At 73.9% G+C, this 19,053-nt stretch carries 16 protein-coding genes; 9 read left to right on the forward strand and 7 right to left on the reverse strand.

From position 1 onward, the window contains the following. Nucleotides 1-123 precede the first annotated feature (123 nt). From secD to A949_RS0129935, 4 genes are all read left to right on the forward strand, one after another. A complete protein-coding gene (secD, locus tag A949_RS0129920) occupies nt 124-2,493 on the forward strand; it encodes a protein translocase subunit SecD (RefSeq protein WP_019359745.1) in 2,370 nt (789 codons plus the stop codon). Nucleotides 2,494-2,706: 213 nt separating this feature from the next. Continuing rightward, nucleotides 2,707-4,077 carry a cryptochrome/photolyase family protein gene (locus A949_RS0129925; RefSeq protein WP_019359746.1) on the forward strand — a complete coding sequence of 457 codons (1,371 nt, stop codon included), beginning with the start codon at nt 2,707-2,709 and terminating at the stop codon, nt 4,075-4,077. Nucleotides 4,078-4,094: 17 nt separating this feature from the next. Then, complete coding sequence (locus tag A949_RS0129930) at nt 4,095-5,609, forward strand: cryptochrome/photolyase family protein (RefSeq protein WP_019359747.1); 1,515 nt, start codon at nt 4,095-4,097, stop codon at nt 5,607-5,609. Between the two features lie 225 nt (nt 5,610-5,834). Beyond that, nucleotides 5,835-7,253, forward strand: coding sequence for a glutamate decarboxylase (locus tag A949_RS0129935; protein WP_019359748.1), 1,419 nt, complete (start codon nt 5,835-5,837; stop codon nt 7,251-7,253). 98 nt (nt 7,254-7,351) lie between these two features. Here the strand turns inward: A949_RS0129935 and A949_RS0129940 are convergent, their stop codons facing one another. Together A949_RS0129940 and A949_RS0129945 are read right to left on the reverse strand one after the other, a co-directional pair. Next, nucleotides 7,352-7,681, reverse strand: a complete 330-nt coding sequence (locus A949_RS0129940; protein WP_019359749.1) for a putative quinol monooxygenase — start codon at nt 7,679-7,681, stop codon at nt 7,352-7,354. Between the two features lie 4 nt (nt 7,682-7,685). After that, complete coding sequence (locus A949_RS0129945; RefSeq protein ID WP_019359750.1) at nt 7,686-8,252, reverse strand: MarR family winged helix-turn-helix transcriptional regulator; 567 nt, start codon at nt 8,250-8,252, stop codon at nt 7,686-7,688. A 121-nt stretch (nt 8,253-8,373) separates the two neighbouring features. Between A949_RS0129945 and A949_RS0129950 the strand changes: the two genes are divergently transcribed. Continuing rightward, nucleotides 8,374-8,787 carry an organic hydroperoxide resistance protein gene (locus tag A949_RS0129950; protein WP_019359751.1) on the forward strand — a complete coding sequence of 138 codons (414 nt, stop codon included), beginning with the start codon at nt 8,374-8,376 and terminating at the stop codon, nt 8,785-8,787. A gap of 77 nt (nt 8,788-8,864) precedes the next feature. On the opposite strand, the gene A949_RS0129955 is transcribed toward A949_RS0129950, so the two are convergent. Continuing rightward, nucleotides 8,865-11,762: a penicillin acylase family protein gene (locus A949_RS0129955; protein ID WP_051019695.1), complete on the reverse strand. Its 2,898-nt coding sequence runs from the start codon at nt 11,760-11,762 to the stop codon at nt 8,865-8,867. Between the two features lie 512 nt (nt 11,763-12,274). Here A949_RS0129955 and A949_RS0129960 point away from each other — a divergent pair. Next, complete coding sequence (locus A949_RS0129960; RefSeq protein WP_019359753.1) at nt 12,275-12,916, forward strand: TetR/AcrR family transcriptional regulator; 642 nt, start codon at nt 12,275-12,277, stop codon at nt 12,914-12,916. A 93-nt stretch (nt 12,917-13,009) separates the two neighbouring features. Here A949_RS0129960 and A949_RS0129965 read toward each other — a convergent pair whose 3' ends face one another. Together A949_RS0129965 and A949_RS0129970 are read right to left on the reverse strand one after the other, a co-directional pair. Continuing rightward, nucleotides 13,010-13,960 (reverse strand): M56 family metallopeptidase, encoded by a 951-nt coding sequence (locus A949_RS0129965; RefSeq protein WP_019359754.1) that lies wholly within the window; start codon nt 13,958-13,960, stop codon nt 13,010-13,012. Between the two features lie 3 nt (nt 13,961-13,963). Further along, the gene (locus tag A949_RS0129970; protein WP_019359755.1) at nt 13,964-14,410 is read right to left on the reverse strand and encodes a BlaI/MecI/CopY family transcriptional regulator; all 447 of its coding nucleotides are present in this window, start codon (nt 14,408-14,410) and stop codon (nt 13,964-13,966) included. Nucleotides 14,411-14,568: 158 nt separating this feature from the next. Here A949_RS0129970 and A949_RS0129975 point away from each other — a divergent pair, with 158 nt between their 5' ends. Further along, nucleotides 14,569-15,297, forward strand: coding sequence for a hypothetical protein (locus tag A949_RS0129975; RefSeq protein WP_019359756.1), 729 nt, complete (start codon nt 14,569-14,571; stop codon nt 15,295-15,297). Nucleotides 15,298-15,426: 129 nt separating this feature from the next. Here A949_RS0129975 and A949_RS0129980 read toward each other — a convergent pair whose 3' ends face one another. Both A949_RS0129980 and A949_RS0129985 read right to left on the reverse strand, forming a co-directional pair. Next, a complete protein-coding gene (locus A949_RS0129980) occupies nt 15,427-16,254 on the reverse strand; it encodes an alpha/beta fold hydrolase (RefSeq protein ID WP_019359757.1) in 828 nt (275 codons plus the stop codon). A gap of 251 nt (nt 16,255-16,505) precedes the next feature. Then, on the reverse strand, nt 16,506-17,948 hold the full coding sequence (locus A949_RS0129985; RefSeq protein WP_019359758.1) for a purine-cytosine permease family protein: 1,443 nt from the start codon (nt 17,946-17,948) through the stop codon (nt 16,506-16,508). 92 nt (nt 17,949-18,040) lie between these two features. Between A949_RS0129985 and A949_RS0129990 the strand changes: the two genes are divergently transcribed. Both A949_RS0129990 and A949_RS0129995 read left to right on the forward strand, forming a co-directional pair. Beyond that, nucleotides 18,041-18,328 carry a hypothetical protein gene (locus A949_RS0129990; protein WP_158687655.1) on the forward strand — a complete coding sequence of 96 codons (288 nt, stop codon included), beginning with the start codon at nt 18,041-18,043 and terminating at the stop codon, nt 18,326-18,328. A 133-nt stretch (nt 18,329-18,461) separates the two neighbouring features. Then, nucleotides 18,462-18,959 (forward strand): nucleoside deaminase, encoded by a 498-nt coding sequence (locus A949_RS0129995; protein WP_019359760.1) that lies wholly within the window; start codon nt 18,462-18,464, stop codon nt 18,957-18,959. Nucleotides 18,960-19,053: the final 94 nt, after the last annotated feature.

Consider the following 19,053-nt stretch of genomic DNA (forward strand, 5'->3'; position numbering starts at 1 on the left):
CCCCGGGCGCCCAGCGGCGCGTTCCACCGTGGTCGTCCCCGAGGCGGCTCCCGGGGTGCGAGCGGGCGGCCGACTGCCCCGCGTACCGCGCAGCGCGCGGTACCTCTTCAGCCTGGAGTGGTCGTGTCCCGTACGCCCCGCCGTACCTCTGCCGCCGGTGCCCAGCGCCGGTCCCGCGCGCCGCTGTGGCGCGCGCTGCTGGCCTGCGTCGCCGTAGGAGTCTCGCTCTTCTTCGCCCTGAGCGCCCCGCCCCGGCTGGGGCTGGACCTCAAGGGCGGCACCCATCTCGTCCTCCAGACGCGGGACGGTCCCGGCGTGCGCGCCGACGGGGCCGCCACCGACCGTGCGCTGGAGGTCCTCCGCAAGCGCGTCGACGCGCTGGGCGTCGCCGAGCCCTCGCTGTCCCGGGCGGGGGAGAACCGGATCGTCGTGGAACTGCCCGGGGTGCAGGACCCCCGGGAGGCCGCCGAGGTGATCGGCCGTACCGCCCAGCTCACCTTCCACCCGGTCGAGCAGGTCACCGACCGGCGCGCGCCCGCCGAGGAACGCAGCGGGCAGGATCCCGGCGGCGCCAGGACCCTGCGCGACCCGGACGCCGCGGGCGCCTTCCTCCGGCTGGGGCCGGCGGCGCTGACCGGCGAGGGCGTGCGGGACGCCGCGGCGCGGTTCGACACCGAGCAGGGCAGCGGCTGGAACGTGACCGTCGACTTCCGCGACGGTGCCTCCGGCCGGTGGGCGGAGCTGACCGGTCGGGCCGCCTGCCGGGCTCCGGACGCCCCGCAGCGCCGGGTGGCCATCGTGCTGGACGACCGCGTGGTCTCCGCACCGCACATCCAGCACAGCGTCCCCTGCCGCACCGGGATCACCGGCGGCTCCACGCAGATCACCGGCGGCTTCGACGACGAGGAGGCCAAGGACCTGGCGGCCCTCGTCAAGGGCGGCGCGCTGCCCGTACCCGTCGAGGTGGTCGAGCAGCGGACGGTGGGTCCCACGCTGGGCGCCGACGCCATCCGGGCGAGCGCTCAGGCAGCGGTCGTCGGGCTGATGTGCACGGGTCTGTTCCTCACCCTCGTCTACCGCCTGCTGGGCGGGCTGGCCACCCTCGCCCTCGTGGTGTACGGCCTGCTCTCCTACGCGGCACTCGTCGCTCTCGGAGCCACGCTGACGCTGCCGGGACTGGCCGGATTCGTCCTCGCCATCGGCATGGCGGTCGACGCCAACGTCCTGGTCTTCGAACGCGCCCGGGAGGACTACGGCCGCCCCGCCACGCGGCCGGACAAGGGCCGCTCCGGACGGGATCTGCCGCGGGCGCTGCGGATCGGTTTCCGGCAGGCGTACAGCGCCGTCATCGACTCCAACGTCACCACACTGCTCGCCGCCGGGCTGCTGTTCGTGTTCGCGACCGGGCCGGTCAAGGGATTCGGCGTGACGCTCTCGCTGGGCGTGCTGGCCTCGATGGTCTCCGCGATGGTCGTCACACGGGTGCTCGCCGAGTGGGCCGTGCGGCGCCGCGGCGTGCGGCGGCACCCCGGGATCACCGGTCTGGCGGGCCGCTCGCGGCTGCGCGGCTGGCTGGCCTCGCGCAAGCCGCGGCTGGCGCGCCGCCCCGGCCTGTGGCTGAGCGTGATGGGCGGACTGGTCCTGGCGGCCCTCGCCGGGATCGGACTGCGCGGCCTCGAGTTCGGCGTGGAGTTCACCGGGGGCCGCCTGATCGAGTACAGCACCGGCCGGCCCGTCGGCGCCGACACCGCACGGCAGGCCGTGGCCGACGCCGGCTTCCCGCGCGCCGTGGTGCGGGAGGCGGGCGACGGCGGGGTCTCGGTGCGCACCGAAGCGCTCGGCGAGGGCGGCAGCGCGCGCATTCAGCAGGAACTGCGCGAGGTCGGCGGCCGGATCACGGTCGAGCGGGACGAGACGGTCGGCCCCAGCCTCGGCGCCGAGCTGCGGGACAAGGCGCTGCTGGCGCTGGCCCTCGCCGTCGGCGCCCAACTGCTGTATCTGAGCGTCAGGTTCCGCTGGACGCTGGCCACCGCCGCGGTCGCCGCGATGGTGCAGGACGTGCTGCTGGTCGTCGGCCTGTTCGCCTGGCTCGGCAAACCGGTCGACAGCGTCTTCCTCGCCGCGCTGCTGACCGTCGTCGGATACTCGGTCAACGACACCGTGGTCGTCCTCGACCGGCTCCGCTCCATGCGCCGCGCCGACCGCTCCCGGCCGCTGCCCGACCTGGCCGACGCCGCCGTGCTGCGCACCCTGCCGCGCACCGTGAACACCGGTATGGGGGCGCTGTTCATCCTCGTCGCGCTGGCGCTGCTGGGCGGTGACTCGCTGACCGACTTCTCGGTGGCGCTGCTGGCCGGCGTGGTGCTCGGAATGGTGTCCACGGCGCTCACGGCCGCACCGCTGGCCGCGGTGCTGGAGCGGTGGCGGCCGGAACCGCGGCGGTCGGTGCCGGAACGGCGGCGCGCCGGGAACGACTCGGGCGCCGTCGTGTAGCCGGCCCGCCGGGCGGGGCGCCCGGCGGCGTGCGCGCCGTCGGCCCCGCCCGGGTGCCGGGTGCCGGGGACGACGAGCCGACACGCGGGCCGCCTGTCAACAGCGCGACCGGTGGCGCGAGATGCTGGGCCGCCGGGCCTCCGCGGGGCGCCGGCCGGGAGGCGGCCGGCGCCCCGCGGAGACCCGGCCCCACCACCGACACAGGAGCAGTACATGGCCGTCTCCGTCGTACTCTTCACCCGCGACCTCCGTCTGCGCGACAACCCGCCGCTGCGGGAAGCCCTCGCCGCCGGCGACGCGGTGGTCCCGCTCTTCGTCCGGGACGACGCCATCAGCGCCGCCGGGTACGCCGTGCCCAACCGGCGCGCGTTCCTCGCGGACTGCCTGGCCGACCTCGACCGGCAGTTGCGGGAGCGGGGCTCCCGCCTCGTGGTGCGCAGCGGGGACGTCGTCGAGCAGGTGTGCCGGGTCGCGCACCAGGCCGGTGCCGCCGAGGTCCACATGTCCGCCGACGTCAGCGCCTACGCCGGCCGGCGGGAGGAGCGGCTGGCCGCGGCCCTGGAGTCGGCGGGCCGGAGGCTGCGGGTGCACGACCGGGTGGTCACGGCGGTGGCTCCGGGGGAGATCACCCCCGCCGGGAAGGACCACATGGCGGTCTTCACCCCGTACTTCCGGCGCTGGGAGAAGGACCACCAGCGTGACGTCCTGGGCGCGCCCCGGCGCGTCCCCGGGATCGAGGACGTCCGCGGGGAGGAGATCCCGGCCAGGGCGGCGGTGCGGGAGGTCTCGCCCGGCGTCCCGGCGGGCGGCGAGACCGCGGGCCGCAAGCGGTTCACCGACTGGCGCCGCTCCGGCATGGACTCCTACGAGGAGCGGCACGACGACCTGGCCGGAGACGCCACCTCGCGACTGTCCCCGCACCTGCATTTCGGCACCCTCTCGCCCGTCGAACTCGTCGCCAGGTCCCGCGAGAAGGGCGGCGCCGGCGCCGACGCGTTCGTGCGTCAGCTCGCCTGGCGGGACTTCCACCACCAGGTGCTCTGCGCCCGGCCGCGGTCCGGGCACGCCGAGTACCGCTCGCACCAGGACCGCTGGCGCACCGAGGAGGAGGCACCGGAGGAGGTCGCCGCCTGGAAGCAGGGCGCCACCGGGTTCCCGGTGATCGACGCCGCCCTGCGCCAACTCCGCCACGAGGGCTGGATGCACAACCGGGGCCGCCTGCTGGTCGGCAGCTTCCTCACCAAGACCCTGTACATCGACTGGCGCGTCGGAGCCCGGCACTTCCTCGATCTGCTGGTGGACGGGGACATGGCCAACAACCAGATGAACTGGCAGTGGGTGGCCGGCACCGGCACCGACACCCGACCCAACCGCGTCCTCAACCCGATCACCCAGGCCAAGAAGTACGACCCGCAGGGCGACTACGTCCGCCGCTGGGTACCGGAACTGGCGCAGCTGGCCGGCCGTACGGTCCACGAGCCGTGGAAACTGGACGATCGGCAGCGGGCGGCTCTGGACTACCCCGAGCGGATCGCCGACCTCGCGGCGGCTTCCGGCCGCTTCCTGCGTGCGCGCGGCAAGTGAACCGGAGCTGATTCCCCGTGCCCACCTCTCCCCGCGCCCACTGGCTCTTCGGCGACCAGCTCGGCCCGCACTTCCTCACCCCCGGCCCGGACGGCCCCGCCGGGAACGCGCCACTGGTCATGATCGAGTCGCGGGCGGTGTTCCGCCGCCGGTCCTTCCACCGGGCCAAGGCGCACCTGCTGCTGTCCGCGATGCGCCACCGCGCCGCCGAACTCGGCGACCGGGTCACCTATGTGCGCGCCGAAACCTACCGCGAGGGACTGCGGACCGCCCTGGGCGGCCGGAGCGCCACGGTCCACCACCCCACCTCGCGCGCCGCCCTCGGGCTGGTGCAGAGCCTGCCGCAGGTCGCGCTCCTGCCGGCGCGCGGCTTCCTGGTCGACCAGGAAGCCTTCCGCACCTGGGCGGACGGGCATGCGGGCGCCCGGCTGCGGCAGGAGGGCTTCTACCGGTGGGTCCGCCGCGACCACGATCTGCTGATGGACGGCGACCAGCCGCTGGGCGGCCGCTGGAACCTGGACAGCGACAACCGCGAACCCCCGCCCGGGGACCGTGCGACGCTTCCGGTGCCGGCGCCCTACCGGCCCCGCGAGGACGAGATCGATGACGAGGTGCGCCACGACCTCGACACCTGGGAGCGCACGGGGGAGGTCCGTTTCGTCGGCCGCGACGGGCCGCGCCGCTTCCCCGCCACCCGCCGCGAGGCGCTCGCCGCGCTGCGCCGCTTCCTCGCGGACCGGCTGCCCACCTTCGGGCCGTACGAGGACGCCATGCTCGCGGCCGATCCGGTGCTCAGCCACAGCCTGCTGTCCTCCTCGCTCAACCTCGGGCTGCTGGACCCCTGGGAGGTGCTGGAGAGGGCCGAGCGGGCCTACCGGGCCGGGGAGGCCCCGCTCAACAGCGTGGAGGGGTTCGTCCGGCAGATCTGCGGCTGGCGCGAGTACGTCTGGCAGCTGTACTGGTACTTCGGCGAGGGCTACCGGCGTGCCAACCGGCTGCGGCACCGGGCCCCGCTGCCCGAGTGGTTCGCCGCGCTGGACGCGGACGCCGTCGAGGCCCGCTGCCTGCACACGGTGCTGGCCCAGGTCCGCGACACCGGCTGGACCCACCACATCCCCCGGCTGATGGTGCTGGGCTCCTACGCGCTCCAGCGCGGCTGGGACCCGGCCGCGGTCACCGACTGGTTCCACCGCAGCTTCGTCGACGGCTACGACTGGGTCATGCTGCCCAACGTCGTGGGAATGTCGCAGTACGCGGACGGCGGCCGGATGACCACCAAGCCCTACACCTCGGGCGGCGCCTATGTGAACCGGATGAGTGATCTGTGCGCGGGCTGCGCCTACCGGCCCGACGTGCGGGTGGGCGACCGCGCCTGCCCCTACACCGCCGGGTACTGGTCCTTCCTGCACCGGCACCGGGAGGCGTTCGCGCACAACGCGCGGATGGCGCAGCCGGTCCGCGGACTGGAGCGGCTCCGCGATCTGGACGCGCTGCTGGAACAGGAGAAGGAGCGCGGGGACGGGGCCCCCTGAGGACGGCTGCCCCCGTGCCCGGGACGTGCGGCAGACCCCGGCCGGCGCGGGGCGCGTGCTGGGCCGTGCCGGCCGGACCTCCTCGACCACTCGGACCTTTCCGGCCCCGACACGCCCGGCGTGCTGGAAATCGGGCCTCCGCATGCGCTCGAATACGGACTGGCAGGCGAACCCGGCCGGTCCGCCTTCCCCTCCACTCCACCGGCGTCCGGCGAAGGGAGTCCTGTGGCTGTCCACCATGGTGCGGATCGCCGTGCCGACCCGCGGCGCGGGACGCTGTCGGTCAATCCGTTCCACGCGGTGGCCGACCCCGCCGAGACGATGGAGACGGTGCCCCCGGTGGACCGGCTGCCCGACGGGCCGATGCCGTCCGAGACCACCTACGAACTGGTGCGCGACGAGCTGATGCTGGACGGCAACGCCCGGCTGAACCTGGCGACCTTCGTCACCACCTGGATGGAGCCGCGGGCCGAGGCGCTGATGGCCGAGTGCAGCGCCAAGAACATGATCGACAAGGATGAGTACCCGCGCACGGCCGAACTGGAGCGCCGCTGCGTGGCGATGCTCGCCGACCTGTGGCACGCGCCGGACCCGCAGCGTGCGGTGGGCTGCTCCACGACCGGGTCCAGCGAGGCCTGCATGCTGGCGGGGCTGGCCCTCAAGCGCCGCTGGACCCGGCGCAACGCCGACCGGTTCCGCACCGGTGCCCGGCCCAACCTCGTCATGGGTGTGAACGTGCAGGTGTGCTGGGAGAAGTTCTGCAACTTCTGGGAGGTGGAGCCGCGGGTGGTGCCCATGGAGGGGGAGCGCTTCCACCTCGACCCGCAGCGCGCCGCCGAACTCTGCGACGAGAACACCATCGGGGTCGTGGGCATCCTGGGCTCCACCTTCGACGGCTCCTACGAACCCGTGGAGGATCTCTGCGCGGAGCTGGACACGCTGCAGGAGCGGACCGGGCTCGACGTGCCCGTGCACGTCGACGGGGCGTCCGGTGCCATGGTCGCGCCGTTTCTCGACCCCGGCCTGGTGTGGGATTTCCGGCTGGAGCGGGTGGCCTCCATCAACACCTCGGGGCACAAGTACGGCCTGGTGTACCCCGGGGTGGGCTGGGCGCTGTGGCGCGACGCGGAGAGCCTTCCCGAGGAACTGGTCTTCCGGGTCAACTACCTCGGGGGCGAGATGCCCACGTTCGCGCTGAACTTCTCGCGGCCCGGCGCGCAGGTCGCGGCGCAGTACTACACCTTCCTCCGGCTGGGCCGGACCGGCTTCCGCGCGGTGCAGCAGGCCGCCCGGGACGTGGCCCGCAGCCTGGCCGAGCGGATCGCCGCGCTCGGCGACTTCCGGATGCTCACCCGGGGCGACCAGCTGCCGGTGTTCGCCTTCACCACGGCATCCGGTGTCACCGCCTACAACGTCTTCGACGTCTCCCGCCGGCTGCGCGAGCACGGCTGGCTGGTGCCGGCCTACACCTTCCCGGCGAACCGGCAGGATCTCTCGGTGCTGCGCGTGGTCTGCCGCAACGGTTTCACCGCCGACCTGGCGGACCTGCTGCTCGACTCGCTGGACCGGTCCCTGCCCGAGCTGCGAGGGCAGCCGGGTCCCTTGGAGCGCGACGAGCGGAAGGCGACCGGCTTCCACCACTGATCCGGCGGGCCCCACCCCCGCCGTGCCGTCGGCGGTCCCGCGCGCCGCACCGGCCCGTGTCCACCGTCCCGGCCCCCGCGGGGCCGGGCGACGGCGCGTCACGCCCTGGGTGCCAGTTCCGCCATGGCGCCCCAGCCCTGCTGGTCGGGAACGGTCACATTGATGATCTCGGGCGTCCGGGAGATCGCCGCGGACATCGTCTCCAGCCCGGCCGCGAAGTGGTCGGACCCGACGTGCGCGGCTGCGGCCGCGTCGTCGGCGAAGGCTTCCAGCAGGGTGAACCGGCGGGGCTCCGCGACGTCGCGGGACCAGTCGAAGAAGAGGTTGCCCGGCTCGGCGCGGGTGGCCTCGGTGAAGGGGCCCACCAGCGAGAGCCACTCCTCGGTGTACTCGGGGCGGACGGTGAAGCGTACGGCGATGAAGATCATGTACTCATGATGCCGAGCGCGGACGGCTCCGGCCAGCCGGGGTGCGGCCTCGGCCTGCCGCCGGGCGGGCGCCGGACGCGTCCTCCAGCAGGGCCGCCTCGTCCTCGGCGGCCGCGTCCAGGGCCCGGGTGAGCCGGTCGAGGCGGGTGCGCAGCTCGGCTGCTTCCGCCGCGTCGAAGCCCGCTGCCGCGGCGATCCGGCGCGGGACGCGCAGGGCGCGCTCGCGCAGCTGCCCGCCGTCCTCGGTGAGGTGTACCCGGACCGAGCGCTCGTCCTGTGCGGAGCGCTCGCGCCGGACGAGTCCGGCCGCCTCCAGTCGCTTGAGGAGAGGGGAGAGGGTGCCGGAGTCGAGCCGCAGACGCGCGCCCAGGTCCCGCACCGAGATCTCGCCGTGCTCCCAGAGCGCGAGCATCACCAGGTACTGCGGATAGGTGAGGCCGAGTTCCTTGAGCAGGACCCGGTAGACGCTGCCGAACGCGCGGGACGCGGCGTTGAGGGAGAAGCAGAGCTGGCGGTCCAGCCGGAGGAAGTCCTCCTCCACCGCGTCCGGGGGTGTCGGCACCTGGTTCATGACCCCAGCCTACCGGCCCGAGGAGTTTGGTTGTGCACAATTTAATTGTGTGCTTCTATTGTGCTCGCGGGCGGCCGGAGCGGCCGCACCGCGGTACATCGTCGAGAGGGATGGTCTTTCCATGGACGCGCTCTACACCGCAGTCGCCACCGCCACACACGGCCGGGAGGGGCGTGCCGTCGCCTCGGACGGCCGGCTGGACCTCCAGCTCGCCCCGCCGCGGGAGATGGGCGGCGACGGCCAGGGCACCAACCCCGAGCAGCTCTTCGCCGCCGGATACGCCGCGTGCTTCGCCAGCGCCCTCGGCGTCGTCGGCCGCCAGGCGAAGGCCGACGTCTCCGAGGCCGCCGTCACCGGCGAGGTCACCATCGGGAAGCAGGGCGAGGGCTTCGCGCTCGCCGTCACGCTCCGGGTCGAGCTCCCCGACGGTCTCGACCGCGAGACGGGCCGCGCGCTGGTCGAGCAGGCGCACCAGGTCTGCCCCTACTCCGACGCCACCCGGGGCAACATCCCGGTCGAACTCGTCATCGAGTGACCGTGCCGCCGGGCGGGCACACCGGCGAGGGGGCACCGGCCCGGCCGGTACCCCCTCGCCTCCGCCTCCCGGTCACCTCACCGGTGGGCCGGGAACTGCACCACCTGCTGGTAGGTCGGGCGGTTCTGCCAGTTGGTCAGGTCGTCGGTGATGCCCCCCAGGGGGCGCTGCTGGATGGAGTCGGCGCACCACTGGTCGCCCGCCTCGCACACGTCGTCACCCGGATACGTGCTCTTCGCCGGGGTGCGCGCGGCCTCCTCCAGGGTGCTCAGCAGGACGTGCCGGCACTGCGCCACGTCGCCCGCGCCGCAGAACGTCTTCGGCGCCGCCCCCGGCACCTGTTCGCCGAGCACCTTGCGCAGGTCCTTGTGCACATAGGACCACCAGCCGTGCTGGAAGGACGAGCCCTTGTGCGCCACCCCGTCGCCCGGGGTGGAGGGCGTCTCGTCGATCTGCAGGGCGTCCGTCAGAGCGCCGTAGAGATCCGGCCCCAGGCCGGGGCGGAACTCGTCCTCCACCAGCAGCGGCCACCAGGCGTCCATCGTCCGGATCGCGTCGGCGTGCGCGTAGGTGCGGGTGCCCGGCCCGGTCTCCTTGCGCTGCGCCCCGTCCTCCAGCCAGCCGCGCAGGCCGTCGACGGCCTCCTTCAGTTCCGGGTCGGTGACCTTCCCGGTCCCGATGACCTTCAGCAGTTCGGGGAGCACCGCCTCGCCGCGCAGATCGGTGACCGCGGCGTCCTCCATGGCGCGGGTCAGCGAGGCCCGCGAGACCTTCCCGCCGTCGCTGATCAGGGACTTGATCCGGCGGTCGAGCAGATTGCTCCGGTAGACGGGACCGTCGCCGAAACCCGCCACCGTGTACCCCTTGGCGATCTTGTTGTTCCAGGACTCGTAGTAGTCCTGGTCGATGTCCTGCGGATGCTCCGCGTCCGGCGTGTTGGGCACGGTGTTGGTCTCCGGGTCCCAGTCCCGCCACTCGGTGCTCGCACCGGCCCTGATGGGCAGGTTGGGGTCCACGCCCGGGCTGCGGGTCGGGTTGAGGCCGGAGTTGTAGTAGGCGGTGTGCCGGGCATCGGCGTAGAACCAGTTGAACGTGTAGCCGATCCTGGACGCGGCCTCCTGGAAACTCTCGGGGCCGGTCACCGCCTCCGGGTCGTTGAACATCTGGAAGCCGATCAGCGTCTCCACCTCGTGCCGGTAGGTGGAGCGCAGTGTGGTGTAGGCGACGGGGTCGCCGTCGATCGTGGCGCGGTAGCGGACCACTCCGTAGGCCGTCCGGTGCGCCACCAGTTTGTAGGAGCCGGCCTTGGTGCCGTCGGCGACGGTCGGGCTCCAGGCGTTCTTGCGGACCAGCTTCTCCATCGGAGTGCAGGTGCCGTGGAACAGGTATCCGTCGGAGTCCTTCGTCGCCGGGCTGCCGTCGGTGTTGCACAGGTCCACGGCGTAGGTGTCGGTCATGTTCTGGTTCGCCGAGGTGGCGCTCCAGGCGTAGTCCTGTCCCCGGCCGAGCTGCACGTACAGGTTGAGCCCGGCGAAGGCCGCGCCGCGGGCGCTGAGCCCGGGACCCTGGATCTCCTGGAGCATCAGCAGCTGGGGCGCGAAGTAGCCGGTCTGCGGGCCGAACACGGCCACCGGGTTGCCGGTGTCGGTGTGCTTGCCGGACACCACCAGGGCGTTCGACATGCCGTGCTTGCGGGCGAAGAGGTCCTTCGGCAGCACGCCGTCCGAGAGTGCGCCCTTGGCCTGGGCGAGCTCCGGCTTGCGCCGGAGGTTGGCGTCGGAGGTGGCCGACCGCTCCCGCGCCGACTCGGCCGCCGCGCCGGTGCCCACTGCGCCCGTGTCCGACTTCCGCTTCGCCGCCTGTCCGTCGGCGGCCGAGCCGGTGGGGTCGTAGACCACCTGCTGCCTGCTCACCGAACCCGGGTCGGGCATGGCCACCGCGCGGGGGTTCTCCGGAGAGGCCGCATAGTCGAACCGCTGGCCGTCGTGGAGGGTGAGGTCGGCCTCGGGGTCGTCCTGCATCCGGAAAGCCCGGTAGACCTTCTCCCCCTCCTCCTTCCCGTACTTGTGCTCGGCCGCCTGTTTGACCAGTGCGGCGGCGACCTGGTTGCCGCCCCCCGAGCCGAACAGCGCGCTGATCACGGTGCCGATGGCGACCAGGTCGGTCGCCTCGAACGGTGCGATCCCGTCGCCGGTGAAGATGTCGGCGTTGCCGGTCAGGTCGTACTCCCCGGGGAAGTACAGCCCCTTCTTCGCGTCGCTGATGTACCGGTTGAGCCCCTTGAGGTAGGCGGTGACGTCCTTGTACGCCTGCTCGCCCCGGGGTCCTGAGTCGCGCACCCGGTCCACCTGCGCCGCCAGTTCGCTCTCCCGGTACGCGCCGCCCAGGTAGAACTGCTGCTCCAGCTGCCGGTTGCCCTCGGCGCCGCCGGCGAAGGAGGTCAGCTCGCCGCGGCCGATGTGCCGGAAGACGTCCATCATCCACAGCCGGTCCTGGCCCGCCGCGTATCCGGCGCCGTACTCCGTGCCGAACCTGGTCGTCCCCTTGATGTGCGGGATCCCGGACTTGTCGCGGGTGATGGTGACGTCGTCGCGGCCGCCCGGCCGCTTCCGGCTCTCGACCTGGCCGTCGGGGACGCCGAAGGAGGCGTCGTTGAAGAAGGTGCTGAGCTTTCCGTTGGTCAGTCCGGCGTACTCGTCCACCAGATCGGCGTAGGGGCCCAACTGGTCGTCGGTGTGCTTCGGTTTGGCGCCGGTGATCTTGTTCAGGATGATCTGGGCCGCGGTGGCCGAGCCGTTCTCGCCCGGCGGCAGGATGTCGTGGCACTGCCCCCGGCAGTAGTCGGTCACCTCCCCGGACGCCGCGGCGGTCCGCTCGTGCGGTGCCGGGGCAGCCGGAGCGGCGACCGCGAGCGAGGGCGCCGCGGTCACCACCAGACACGCTGCCGTGACCAGACCGGTCCACCGTTTTCGCATCTGACGCCCCCTCAGGCGATCGCTGCTCGACGGGGCCGGCCGCGGCCGGGCCGCCCGCGTCCCGTGACCGGAAGGATGCAGCCGCCGGAATATCAGGTCAATCGTCCCGGACGCTTGAACCGGAGCGGGGTCTGACGGATCCTCACGTCGTGCTCTGTCCGCTCCCGCGCCACGCAAATCCGTCGCGAGCACGTCAAATCCGGCATGCCCGCGCCGCTTCGCCGCCCCTGCGCCCCGCCCCTTCACATCGGGTCCACAGAGTCTTCACCGCGGTGCGGATGCCGCCGGAACCCGTCGCCGGGCGGGGCCGTGCCGTGCACGGCGCCGGCGGCCGCGAGCGCGCCCCGGGCGGGGGAGCGGGGTACGGTGCGCGGACCCGCACGGCGCGGCAGCCCCGGCGGAGCACTCCCGGGGCGGCGGCAGCCGCGCCCGGGCGTGCCGGGAACGCGGGCCCGGCACGATCCGGACGAGAGGCTCCACGGGTCCGGACCCGGCCTCAGGAGGAGGGGACCATGGGACGGTTGCCGTCGGCGGAGCGGCGCAGGCAGCTGGTGGAGGCGGCGATCCGGGTGATGACCCGGGACGGCGTCGCGAAGGCGACCACACGGTCCATCTGCGCGGAGGCCGGGGTCTCGCTCAGCGTCTTCCACTACTGCTTCGACTCCAAGCAGGCGCTGGTCGAGGACGTCATGCACACCATCACCGCGCACTCGGTGACGCCGGTCGCCGAGCACCTCCGGCCGGGCCGCGACCTGCGCGAGAGTGTCGGCGCCGCGCTGCGCACGTACTGGGACCATGTGCGCGCCCACCCCGCCGAGCACATGCTCACCTACGAGTTGACCCAGTACGCGCTGCGCCGGCCCGGCTTCGAGTACCTGGCCGAGCGCCAGTACGAGCAGTACGCCGCCGCCAACCGGCAGCTCATCGACCACCTGTGCCGGGAACTCGATCTCGTGCTCCGGGTTCCGGCCGAGCCCCTGGTGCGCTATCTGACCTCGGTGATCGACGGGCTCACGCTCAACTACCTGGTGCTGGGCGGCGGGCAGGAGGCCGCCGCCGTCCTGGACACCCTCGCCGAGCACCTGGTCGCGCAGGTCCGGCCCAGGGCCCCCGCGGAGAAGCGCGCCGCCGGCGGGGGCGCGGTCGCGGGCTGATCCGGGGCGGCGCCGGTCGCGGAGCCCGTGGTCTGCGGTGGCCGGTTGCGGCCGCGCCCGCGCCGCGGGCCGTCGGCGGTTGCCGCCCGTCGTTCACAGCGGAGTGGCCGCGTGCAGGATGACGGCCAGCGCGATGGCGGCGTTCGCCGAGGAGAGGGCGGAGGTGGCGGCTCCGGCGGCGGCGAACCAGGCGGCCAGCCCGGCGACGAGTCCGGCGGCCGTCCCGCGCGGGGGCAGCAGCCCGGCGGCCGGCGCGGGGGCCAGCAGTGCCCGTACCCGCCTGGGCACCGGTCCGCCGCCCGCGGCGGCGGGCACCGTCGGGGCGGGGCTGCGCCGGGCGAGGAGACCGGCCTTGCCGACGGCACGGGCGGTCAGCACCCGGTCGCCGACCTCCTGTGCGGCCTCCTCGTCCGCCCAGCGCTCCACGCCGAAGGCGACGGCCGTGCGCAGCGGGCGGAGGAAGGGGTGGGCGGCCGCCGCGAGTTCGGCCAGCAGCAGGATCCGGGAGTGGCGGGCCGTCAGGTGCGCGCGCTCGTGGGCGAAGAGGGCGCGCCGCTCGGCCGGCTCCAGCGCCTCCAGCATCCCGGTGGAGACGACGATGCGCGCCCGGCTGCCGCGTCCGCCCGGCAGCGCGAAGGCGTAGGGGGCGCTGTCCGGGAGGACCGCGACGGGCGAGCGGCGCAGCCCCCGCAGCGCACGCCTCGCGCGCCGCCTGGTGCGTCCGTGCCGTACCAAAATGGCCGTGCCGGCCGCGAGCAGCAGCCCGAGCGCGGGGATCGACACCTGGCCCAGCGCCTCGTCGTAGGGGACCGCGGCCCGCACCTCGGGGTCGGACCAGGCGTCGGGCAGCGGGTTCCCCGGAAGCTGGGCCGTTCCCACCACGACCAGCAGCCCCAGGCAGACGGTGCTGGACAGCGCCAGCAGTACACCGAGTCCGGTGAGCAGCCGCGTCGCCGCGCGGGGGTGCAGATGCCGCTCGGCGAGCCGGGCCGCGGGCCAGGAGGTCACCGGCAGCACCAGCGGGAGCAGGACGAAGAACCCCACGGGTCACTCGCCTTCGGGTTCCGCGCCGCGGGCGCGGGTGCCGTCGCCGGTGGTGCGGCGCAGCAGGCGGCGCAGCAGCCGCTCGTCGTCGTCGGACAGCCCGGAGACGAAGCGGGTCAGTACGGTTCCGCGGTCGCTCTGCCCGTCCAGCACCTGCCGCATGCGGTTGGCCGCCAGTCCCGCCGGGTCGGCCGCCGGGGACCACAGGAACGAGCGGCCGGACTTCCGCCGGGTGACCGCCTGTTTGGCCAGGAGCCGGGTGAGGATGGTGACCACCGTGGTGTACGCCAGGTCGCCGCCCAGCCGCTCCCGCACCCAGGCGGCGGTGACCGGTTCGCCGGCGCCGTGCAGGGCCTCCAGGACGACGGCCTCCAGTTCGCCCTGCCCGCGCCGGCGCCCCGGCTCCCGCGCCGTGCCGTCGGTGCCGTCGATGCCGTCTGTGCCGACCAACGTGTCGCTCCTTCCGCTGCTCCCCGCGGGCCCTGCGGGGGAGTTGCCGCACGGATCCGCCCTCCGGGCGGCGGTGTGGCCGTGGTGCCGCTCACCCAGTATCTTCTACACGTCTGTAGATTTTCGTGGTCACCGTCGGTACTTCGAGAGGAAGAGTAATGGGAGCGCCGCCGATCGCGGGAAAGACGGGTTCCCCCATCGGACCCGAGGAACGGGCCGAGTACGCGCGGGTGGTCGAGGAGGCCCTGCGGTCCGGAGCGCTCGGCGAGGCGCTGCGCGGTGCGCCCCCGGCGGCCGCGGAGCGGCTGCGGGGCTGGGCCCACGAGGCCGTGGAGGACCTCTGGGCGCAGGCGGCGGCCGAGCACCGGGAATGGCGCCGGGCCCGGGCGGTGGGCAGCTCGCCCGAAGCGGCGTCGGACGCGGCCCCCCGCGCCGCCGGGCCGGGCGGCGACCTGGTGGCCGCGCTCGCCGTCCTCGTCCCGCTGACCGCGGGCGCGGCAGCGCTGATCTTCCTCGTGCTCGGCTATCTCCTGATGTTCGCCGGTGTGCAACAGGCCGCGGGTGCCTCGCTGGTGGTCACGGGCTGGGCCGGAGCGGGAGTCGCGGCCGTGACGGCTTCGCTGGGCCTCGGCCGCCTCGCCGTCACGGCACGCAGGCGCTCCGGGCCGGCCCGCCGGTCCGCCGCCGAGGAAGCGGCACGTGCGGCCTGGCGCGCGGCGCTGCTGGAGCGGGCCGTGCTGCCCTACCTCCACCACCGCCTGCTCGACGCCGCGGGACCCGGCGCCCCCGCCGGATCCGAAGGGGCCGGGTTGCGGGGCGCCGGTCCCCGCTTCTCGTCCCCCGGGTTCGACAGCCCCGGATTCGGCGGGCCCGACGCCGCGCGGTGAGACGGCTCACGGCCCCGGGCGGCCCCTCGGAACGCGGCTGCCGCCCCGGCGGGAAACCGGGGCGGCAACCACGGACCCGGCCGGCGGGTCCCGCTGCTCGGCGTCGGAGGAGGTCGAGCAGGTCCGCGCTCAGCGCTGGAGGAAGTCGAGCAGGTCCGCGGTGAACTTCTCCTTGTGGCCCGGTACCAGCGCCAGGCCGTGGCTGCCGCCTTCGTACACCTTCAGTTCCGCGTCCGGCACGATCTTCGCGGACTTGCGGCCGGTGGCGTCGATCGGGACCACCTGGTCGTCGTCGCCGTGGACGACGAGAGTCGGTACGTCGAACCGCTTCAGGTCCTCGGTGAAGTCGGTGTAGGCGAACGCGTCCACACACCGCACGCCGCCCTCGATCGTCTCCGCCATCGCCATGTACCAGAAGGCGTCCCGGTTGCCCTGCGTGGCCCTGGTGCCCGGCCGGTCGGCGGAGAAGAACTGTTCGGAGGTGTCCTTCCAGAACTGCGAGCGCTCGGTGAGGATGCCGTTCTTGATCTGCTGGAAGACCTCGTCGGGCACGCCTTCCGGGTTGTCCGCCGACTTGATCATCACCGGCGGGATGGCCGAGAGCAGGACCGCCGAGCGGATCCGGGAGGTGCCGTGCCGGCCGATGTAGCGGGCCAGTTCGCCGCCGCCCATCGAGTGCGCCACGAGCGTGACCTCGCGCAGGTCCAGGCCGGTGACCAGGTCGTCGAGGTCGTCGGCGAAGGTGTCGAAGTCGTATCCGTCCCACACCGGGGTGGAGTGCCCGTGGCCGCGGCGGTCGTGCGCGATACCGCGGTAGCCCGCGTCCGCCACCGCCTTGAGCTGGTCCTGCCAGGCGTCCCCGGCCAGTGGCCAGCCGTGGATGAAGACCACCGGCCGTCCCTGTCCCCAGTCCTTGTAGAAGATCTCGACGTCGTCGCGTGTGGTGAGCACGGGCATGGAGTGTTCCTCTCCTGGGCTGCCGGATCCCCCCGCGGGCCGGGACGGGGCGCGCACAGCCGGCACCGCCCGCCCCCTCCCCATGCTCCGCTCCGGCGGACGATCCGCAATCCGAACCCTTCGCCCCCCGGCTGACCACCGGATCCGCCCGCCGCGCAGCGGCGCGGGGCGCTGCCGGGAAGCGCGGGACGCGCTCCGGGCCGGCTGCCTCCGGGCACGTCCTCCGGGGCGGCGTCCCGGCCCGGCGGTCCTCACCCGGGCGGCTGTGCGGCCAGCGGCGCGGCCTCCGGCGCGGGGCCGCCGTCGCCGGGCGGGGCCAGGACGGTCCGCTCCGGGATGTGCGCCGTGTCGTTGCGGCACAGCAGCCAGTACAGGGCAGCGGGCACGGCGAGCCCCACCAGCCAGGAGATGTCCGCGCCGCCGAGCGGATCCACCAGCGGTCCGGTGTAGAAGTGCGTGGCGAGGAACGGGAACTGCACGCAGAGACCGATGACGTAGACGGTGAGGGCCCTCCAGCGCCACGCGCCGTACCGCCCGTGCGGGTCGCTGAGCGCCGGCAGGTCGTAGCGCTCCCTGGCGATCAGGTAGTAGTCGACCAGGTTGATGGCCGACCACGGCGTGAACGCGGTGAGCAGGAAGAGCAGGAAGTCCTTGAAGGAGGTCAGGAAGCTGTCCTTCCCGACCAGCGCCACCGCTGTGCCGGCGGCCATGATGACGGCGATGTATCCGGCCCGGGCCCGCGGGCCCAGCTCGCGCTGCCCCCGGAAGCCGCTGACGCCGGTCACCATCGACATGAAGCCGCCGTAGGTGTTGAGGACGTTGATGGTCAGCTTTCCCAGCGCGATGACGAAGTAGAGCAGCGAGGCCATGAGTCCGGCGCCGCCCAGTCCCACGACATAGCTCACCTCGTGCCCGACGAACGCCGGACCGGCCGCCGCGGCGGCCAGGGCGCCGAAGGTCATGGACCACTGGGAGCCGAGCACCGAACCGCCCAGCGTCCACCAGAACGTGGCGCGTGCCGAGGTCGAACGCGGCAGATAGCGCGAGTAGTCGGCGACGTACGGGCCGAAGGCCAGCTGCCAGGAGGCGGAGAGCGAGACCGCCAGCAGGAAGAGGGGGAAGGAGAACTCCCGCTCGGCCAGCAGTCCGGACAGGTCCGCGCGCTCCAGCAGCCGGGCGCCGAGAAAGACGAAGGCCAGGGCGCACACCAGGCTCGCCACCCTGCCCAGCGCGTGGATGATCCGGTATCCGACGGCTGCGGCCACGGCGGTGACGGTGGCGAACAGCACGATGCCCGGGGTTTCGCCGAGGTGTGTCAGCTCGCCGACGGCCTGGCCCGCCAGCACGCTTCCGCTGGCGAAGAAGCCGATGTACATCACGACGACCAGGGCCAGTGGCACCACCGCGCCCCGTACCCCGAACTGGGCCCGGCTGGAGATCATCTGCGGCAGCCCCAGCCGCGGCCCCTGCGCGGAGTGCAGCGCCATGACCGCCCCGCCGAGCAGGTTGCCCAGCAGCAGACCGGCCACCGCCCAGAAGGCCGGTGCCCCGAAGACGACGGCGAGGGCGCCGGTCACCACGGCGGTGATCTGGAGATTGGCCCCCAGCCAGAGGGTGAACTGGCTGAATGCCCTGCCGTGTCGCTCCGCGTCCGGGACGACGTCGATCGAACGCCGCTCCACCACTCCCGCCATCGGCCGCACCTTTCCTCCACCGGTCAGGGCGGCTCTTCCCGCAGCCGCCCGGCCGGTTCTGCATGGGTGTATTCATGCTGGGGGTCGAGTGAATGGCCGTCAATACATCGGCGGGAATCCAGCGGCCGACCGCTCCGCACCGGGCGCCCTGCTCCGCAGTGGCCGCGCTGCGGATCCGCCTGCTCGAACGGGGCCGACAGCCGCTCGCTGGGCAGCCCGGCGAGGAGTGCCGCAGCCCCTGCATCCTCGCCGAGAAGATGGCCGAGGCCCACGAGGCGTGGCGGCGCAGCCTGGCCGGGACCTCGCTCGCCGGGATCACCGACCGCCTCCCTCCCTCGGCCTCGTCGCGCACCCGACTGCGCCTGACCGGGACGCCGTAGCCTCCGCGCCCTGCGCGCGCGGCCGTGCCCGGCCCGCGACGGCGGCCCTGCCCCGCGGCGCGGGCGGGCAGGGCGTACGCCGGCCGGCCCGCCGGGCGGTTCCGCGGGCCGAGGAGATCGCTAAGGTGGCCGCGTGACGAACGACGACGACCTTCCACACCTGCGGCGCTGCGTGGCCCTCGCGGCGGAGGCACTGGAGGCGGGCGACGAGCCCTTCGGTTCCGTACTGGTCGGGGAAGACGGCACAGTGCTGGGGGAGGGCCGCAATCAGGTGGCCTCCGGCGACCGCACCCGGCACCCCGAGTTCGCCCTCGCCCGCTGGGCCGCGGAGCACCTGACCCCCGCGGAGCGGGCCGCGGCCACCGTCTACACCTCGGGCGAGCACTGCGCCATGTGCGCCGCCGCCCACGGGTGGGTGGGCCTCGGGCGGATCGTCTATGTGGCCTCCGGTGCGCAACTGGCCGAGTGGCTCGCCGCATGGGGCGTCCCCGCCGCGCCGGTCGCCGCCCTGCCGGTCACCCGGGTGGTGCCGGACGCCGTCGTGGAGGGGCCGGTGCCCGAACTCCTCGACGAGGTGCGGGCTCTGCACCACCGCCTGCACACGGGGTCCGGCGCGCACGCCGCCGGCTGACGAGCCGTCCCGCGAGCCGCCCTGCGGCTGCCGACGCCCGGCCGGAAGTGGCGTGTCCCGGCTGCTCGCCGCTGGTCTGAGCGCGCGGCCGGTG

It is taken from the genome of Streptomyces sp. AA1529 (genome assembly GCF_000280905.1).
Taxonomy (GTDB): Bacteria; Actinomycetota; Actinomycetes; order Streptomycetales; family Streptomycetaceae; genus Streptomyces.

Bases quoted from the DNA above. Each gene is read 5' to 3' on its own strand.
- A949_RS0129990 (WP_158687655.1), top strand. From the start codon at position 18,041: ATGGCCGTCAATACATCGGCGGGAATCCAGCGGCCGACCGCTCCGCAC.
- A949_RS0129945 (WP_019359750.1), bottom strand. From the start codon at position 8,252: ATGAACCAGGTGCCGACACCCCCGGACGCGGTGGAGGAGGACTTCCTC.
- A949_RS0129980 (WP_019359757.1), bottom strand. From the start codon at position 16,254: ATGCCCGTGCTCACCACACGCGACGACGTCGAGATCTTCTACAAGGAC.
- A949_RS0129925 (WP_019359746.1), top strand. From the start codon at position 2,707: ATGGCCGTCTCCGTCGTACTCTTCACCCGCGACCTCCGTCTGCGCGAC.
- A949_RS0129950 (WP_019359751.1), top strand. From the start codon at position 8,374: ATGGACGCGCTCTACACCGCAGTCGCCACCGCCACACACGGCCGGGAG.
- A949_RS0129960 (WP_019359753.1), top strand. From the start codon at position 12,275: ATGGGACGGTTGCCGTCGGCGGAGCGGCGCAGGCAGCTGGTGGAGGCG.
- A949_RS0129940 (WP_019359749.1), bottom strand. From the start codon at position 7,681: ATGATCTTCATCGCCGTACGCTTCACCGTCCGCCCCGAGTACACCGAG.
- A949_RS0129975 (WP_019359756.1), top strand. From the start codon at position 14,569: ATGGGAGCGCCGCCGATCGCGGGAAAGACGGGTTCCCCCATCGGACCC.
- A949_RS0129985 (WP_019359758.1), bottom strand. From the start codon at position 17,948: ATGGCGGGAGTGGTGGAGCGGCGTTCGATCGACGTCGTCCCGGACGCG.
- A949_RS0129955 (WP_051019695.1), bottom strand. From the start codon at position 11,762: ATGCGAAAACGGTGGACCGGTCTGGTCACGGCAGCGTGTCTGGTGGTG.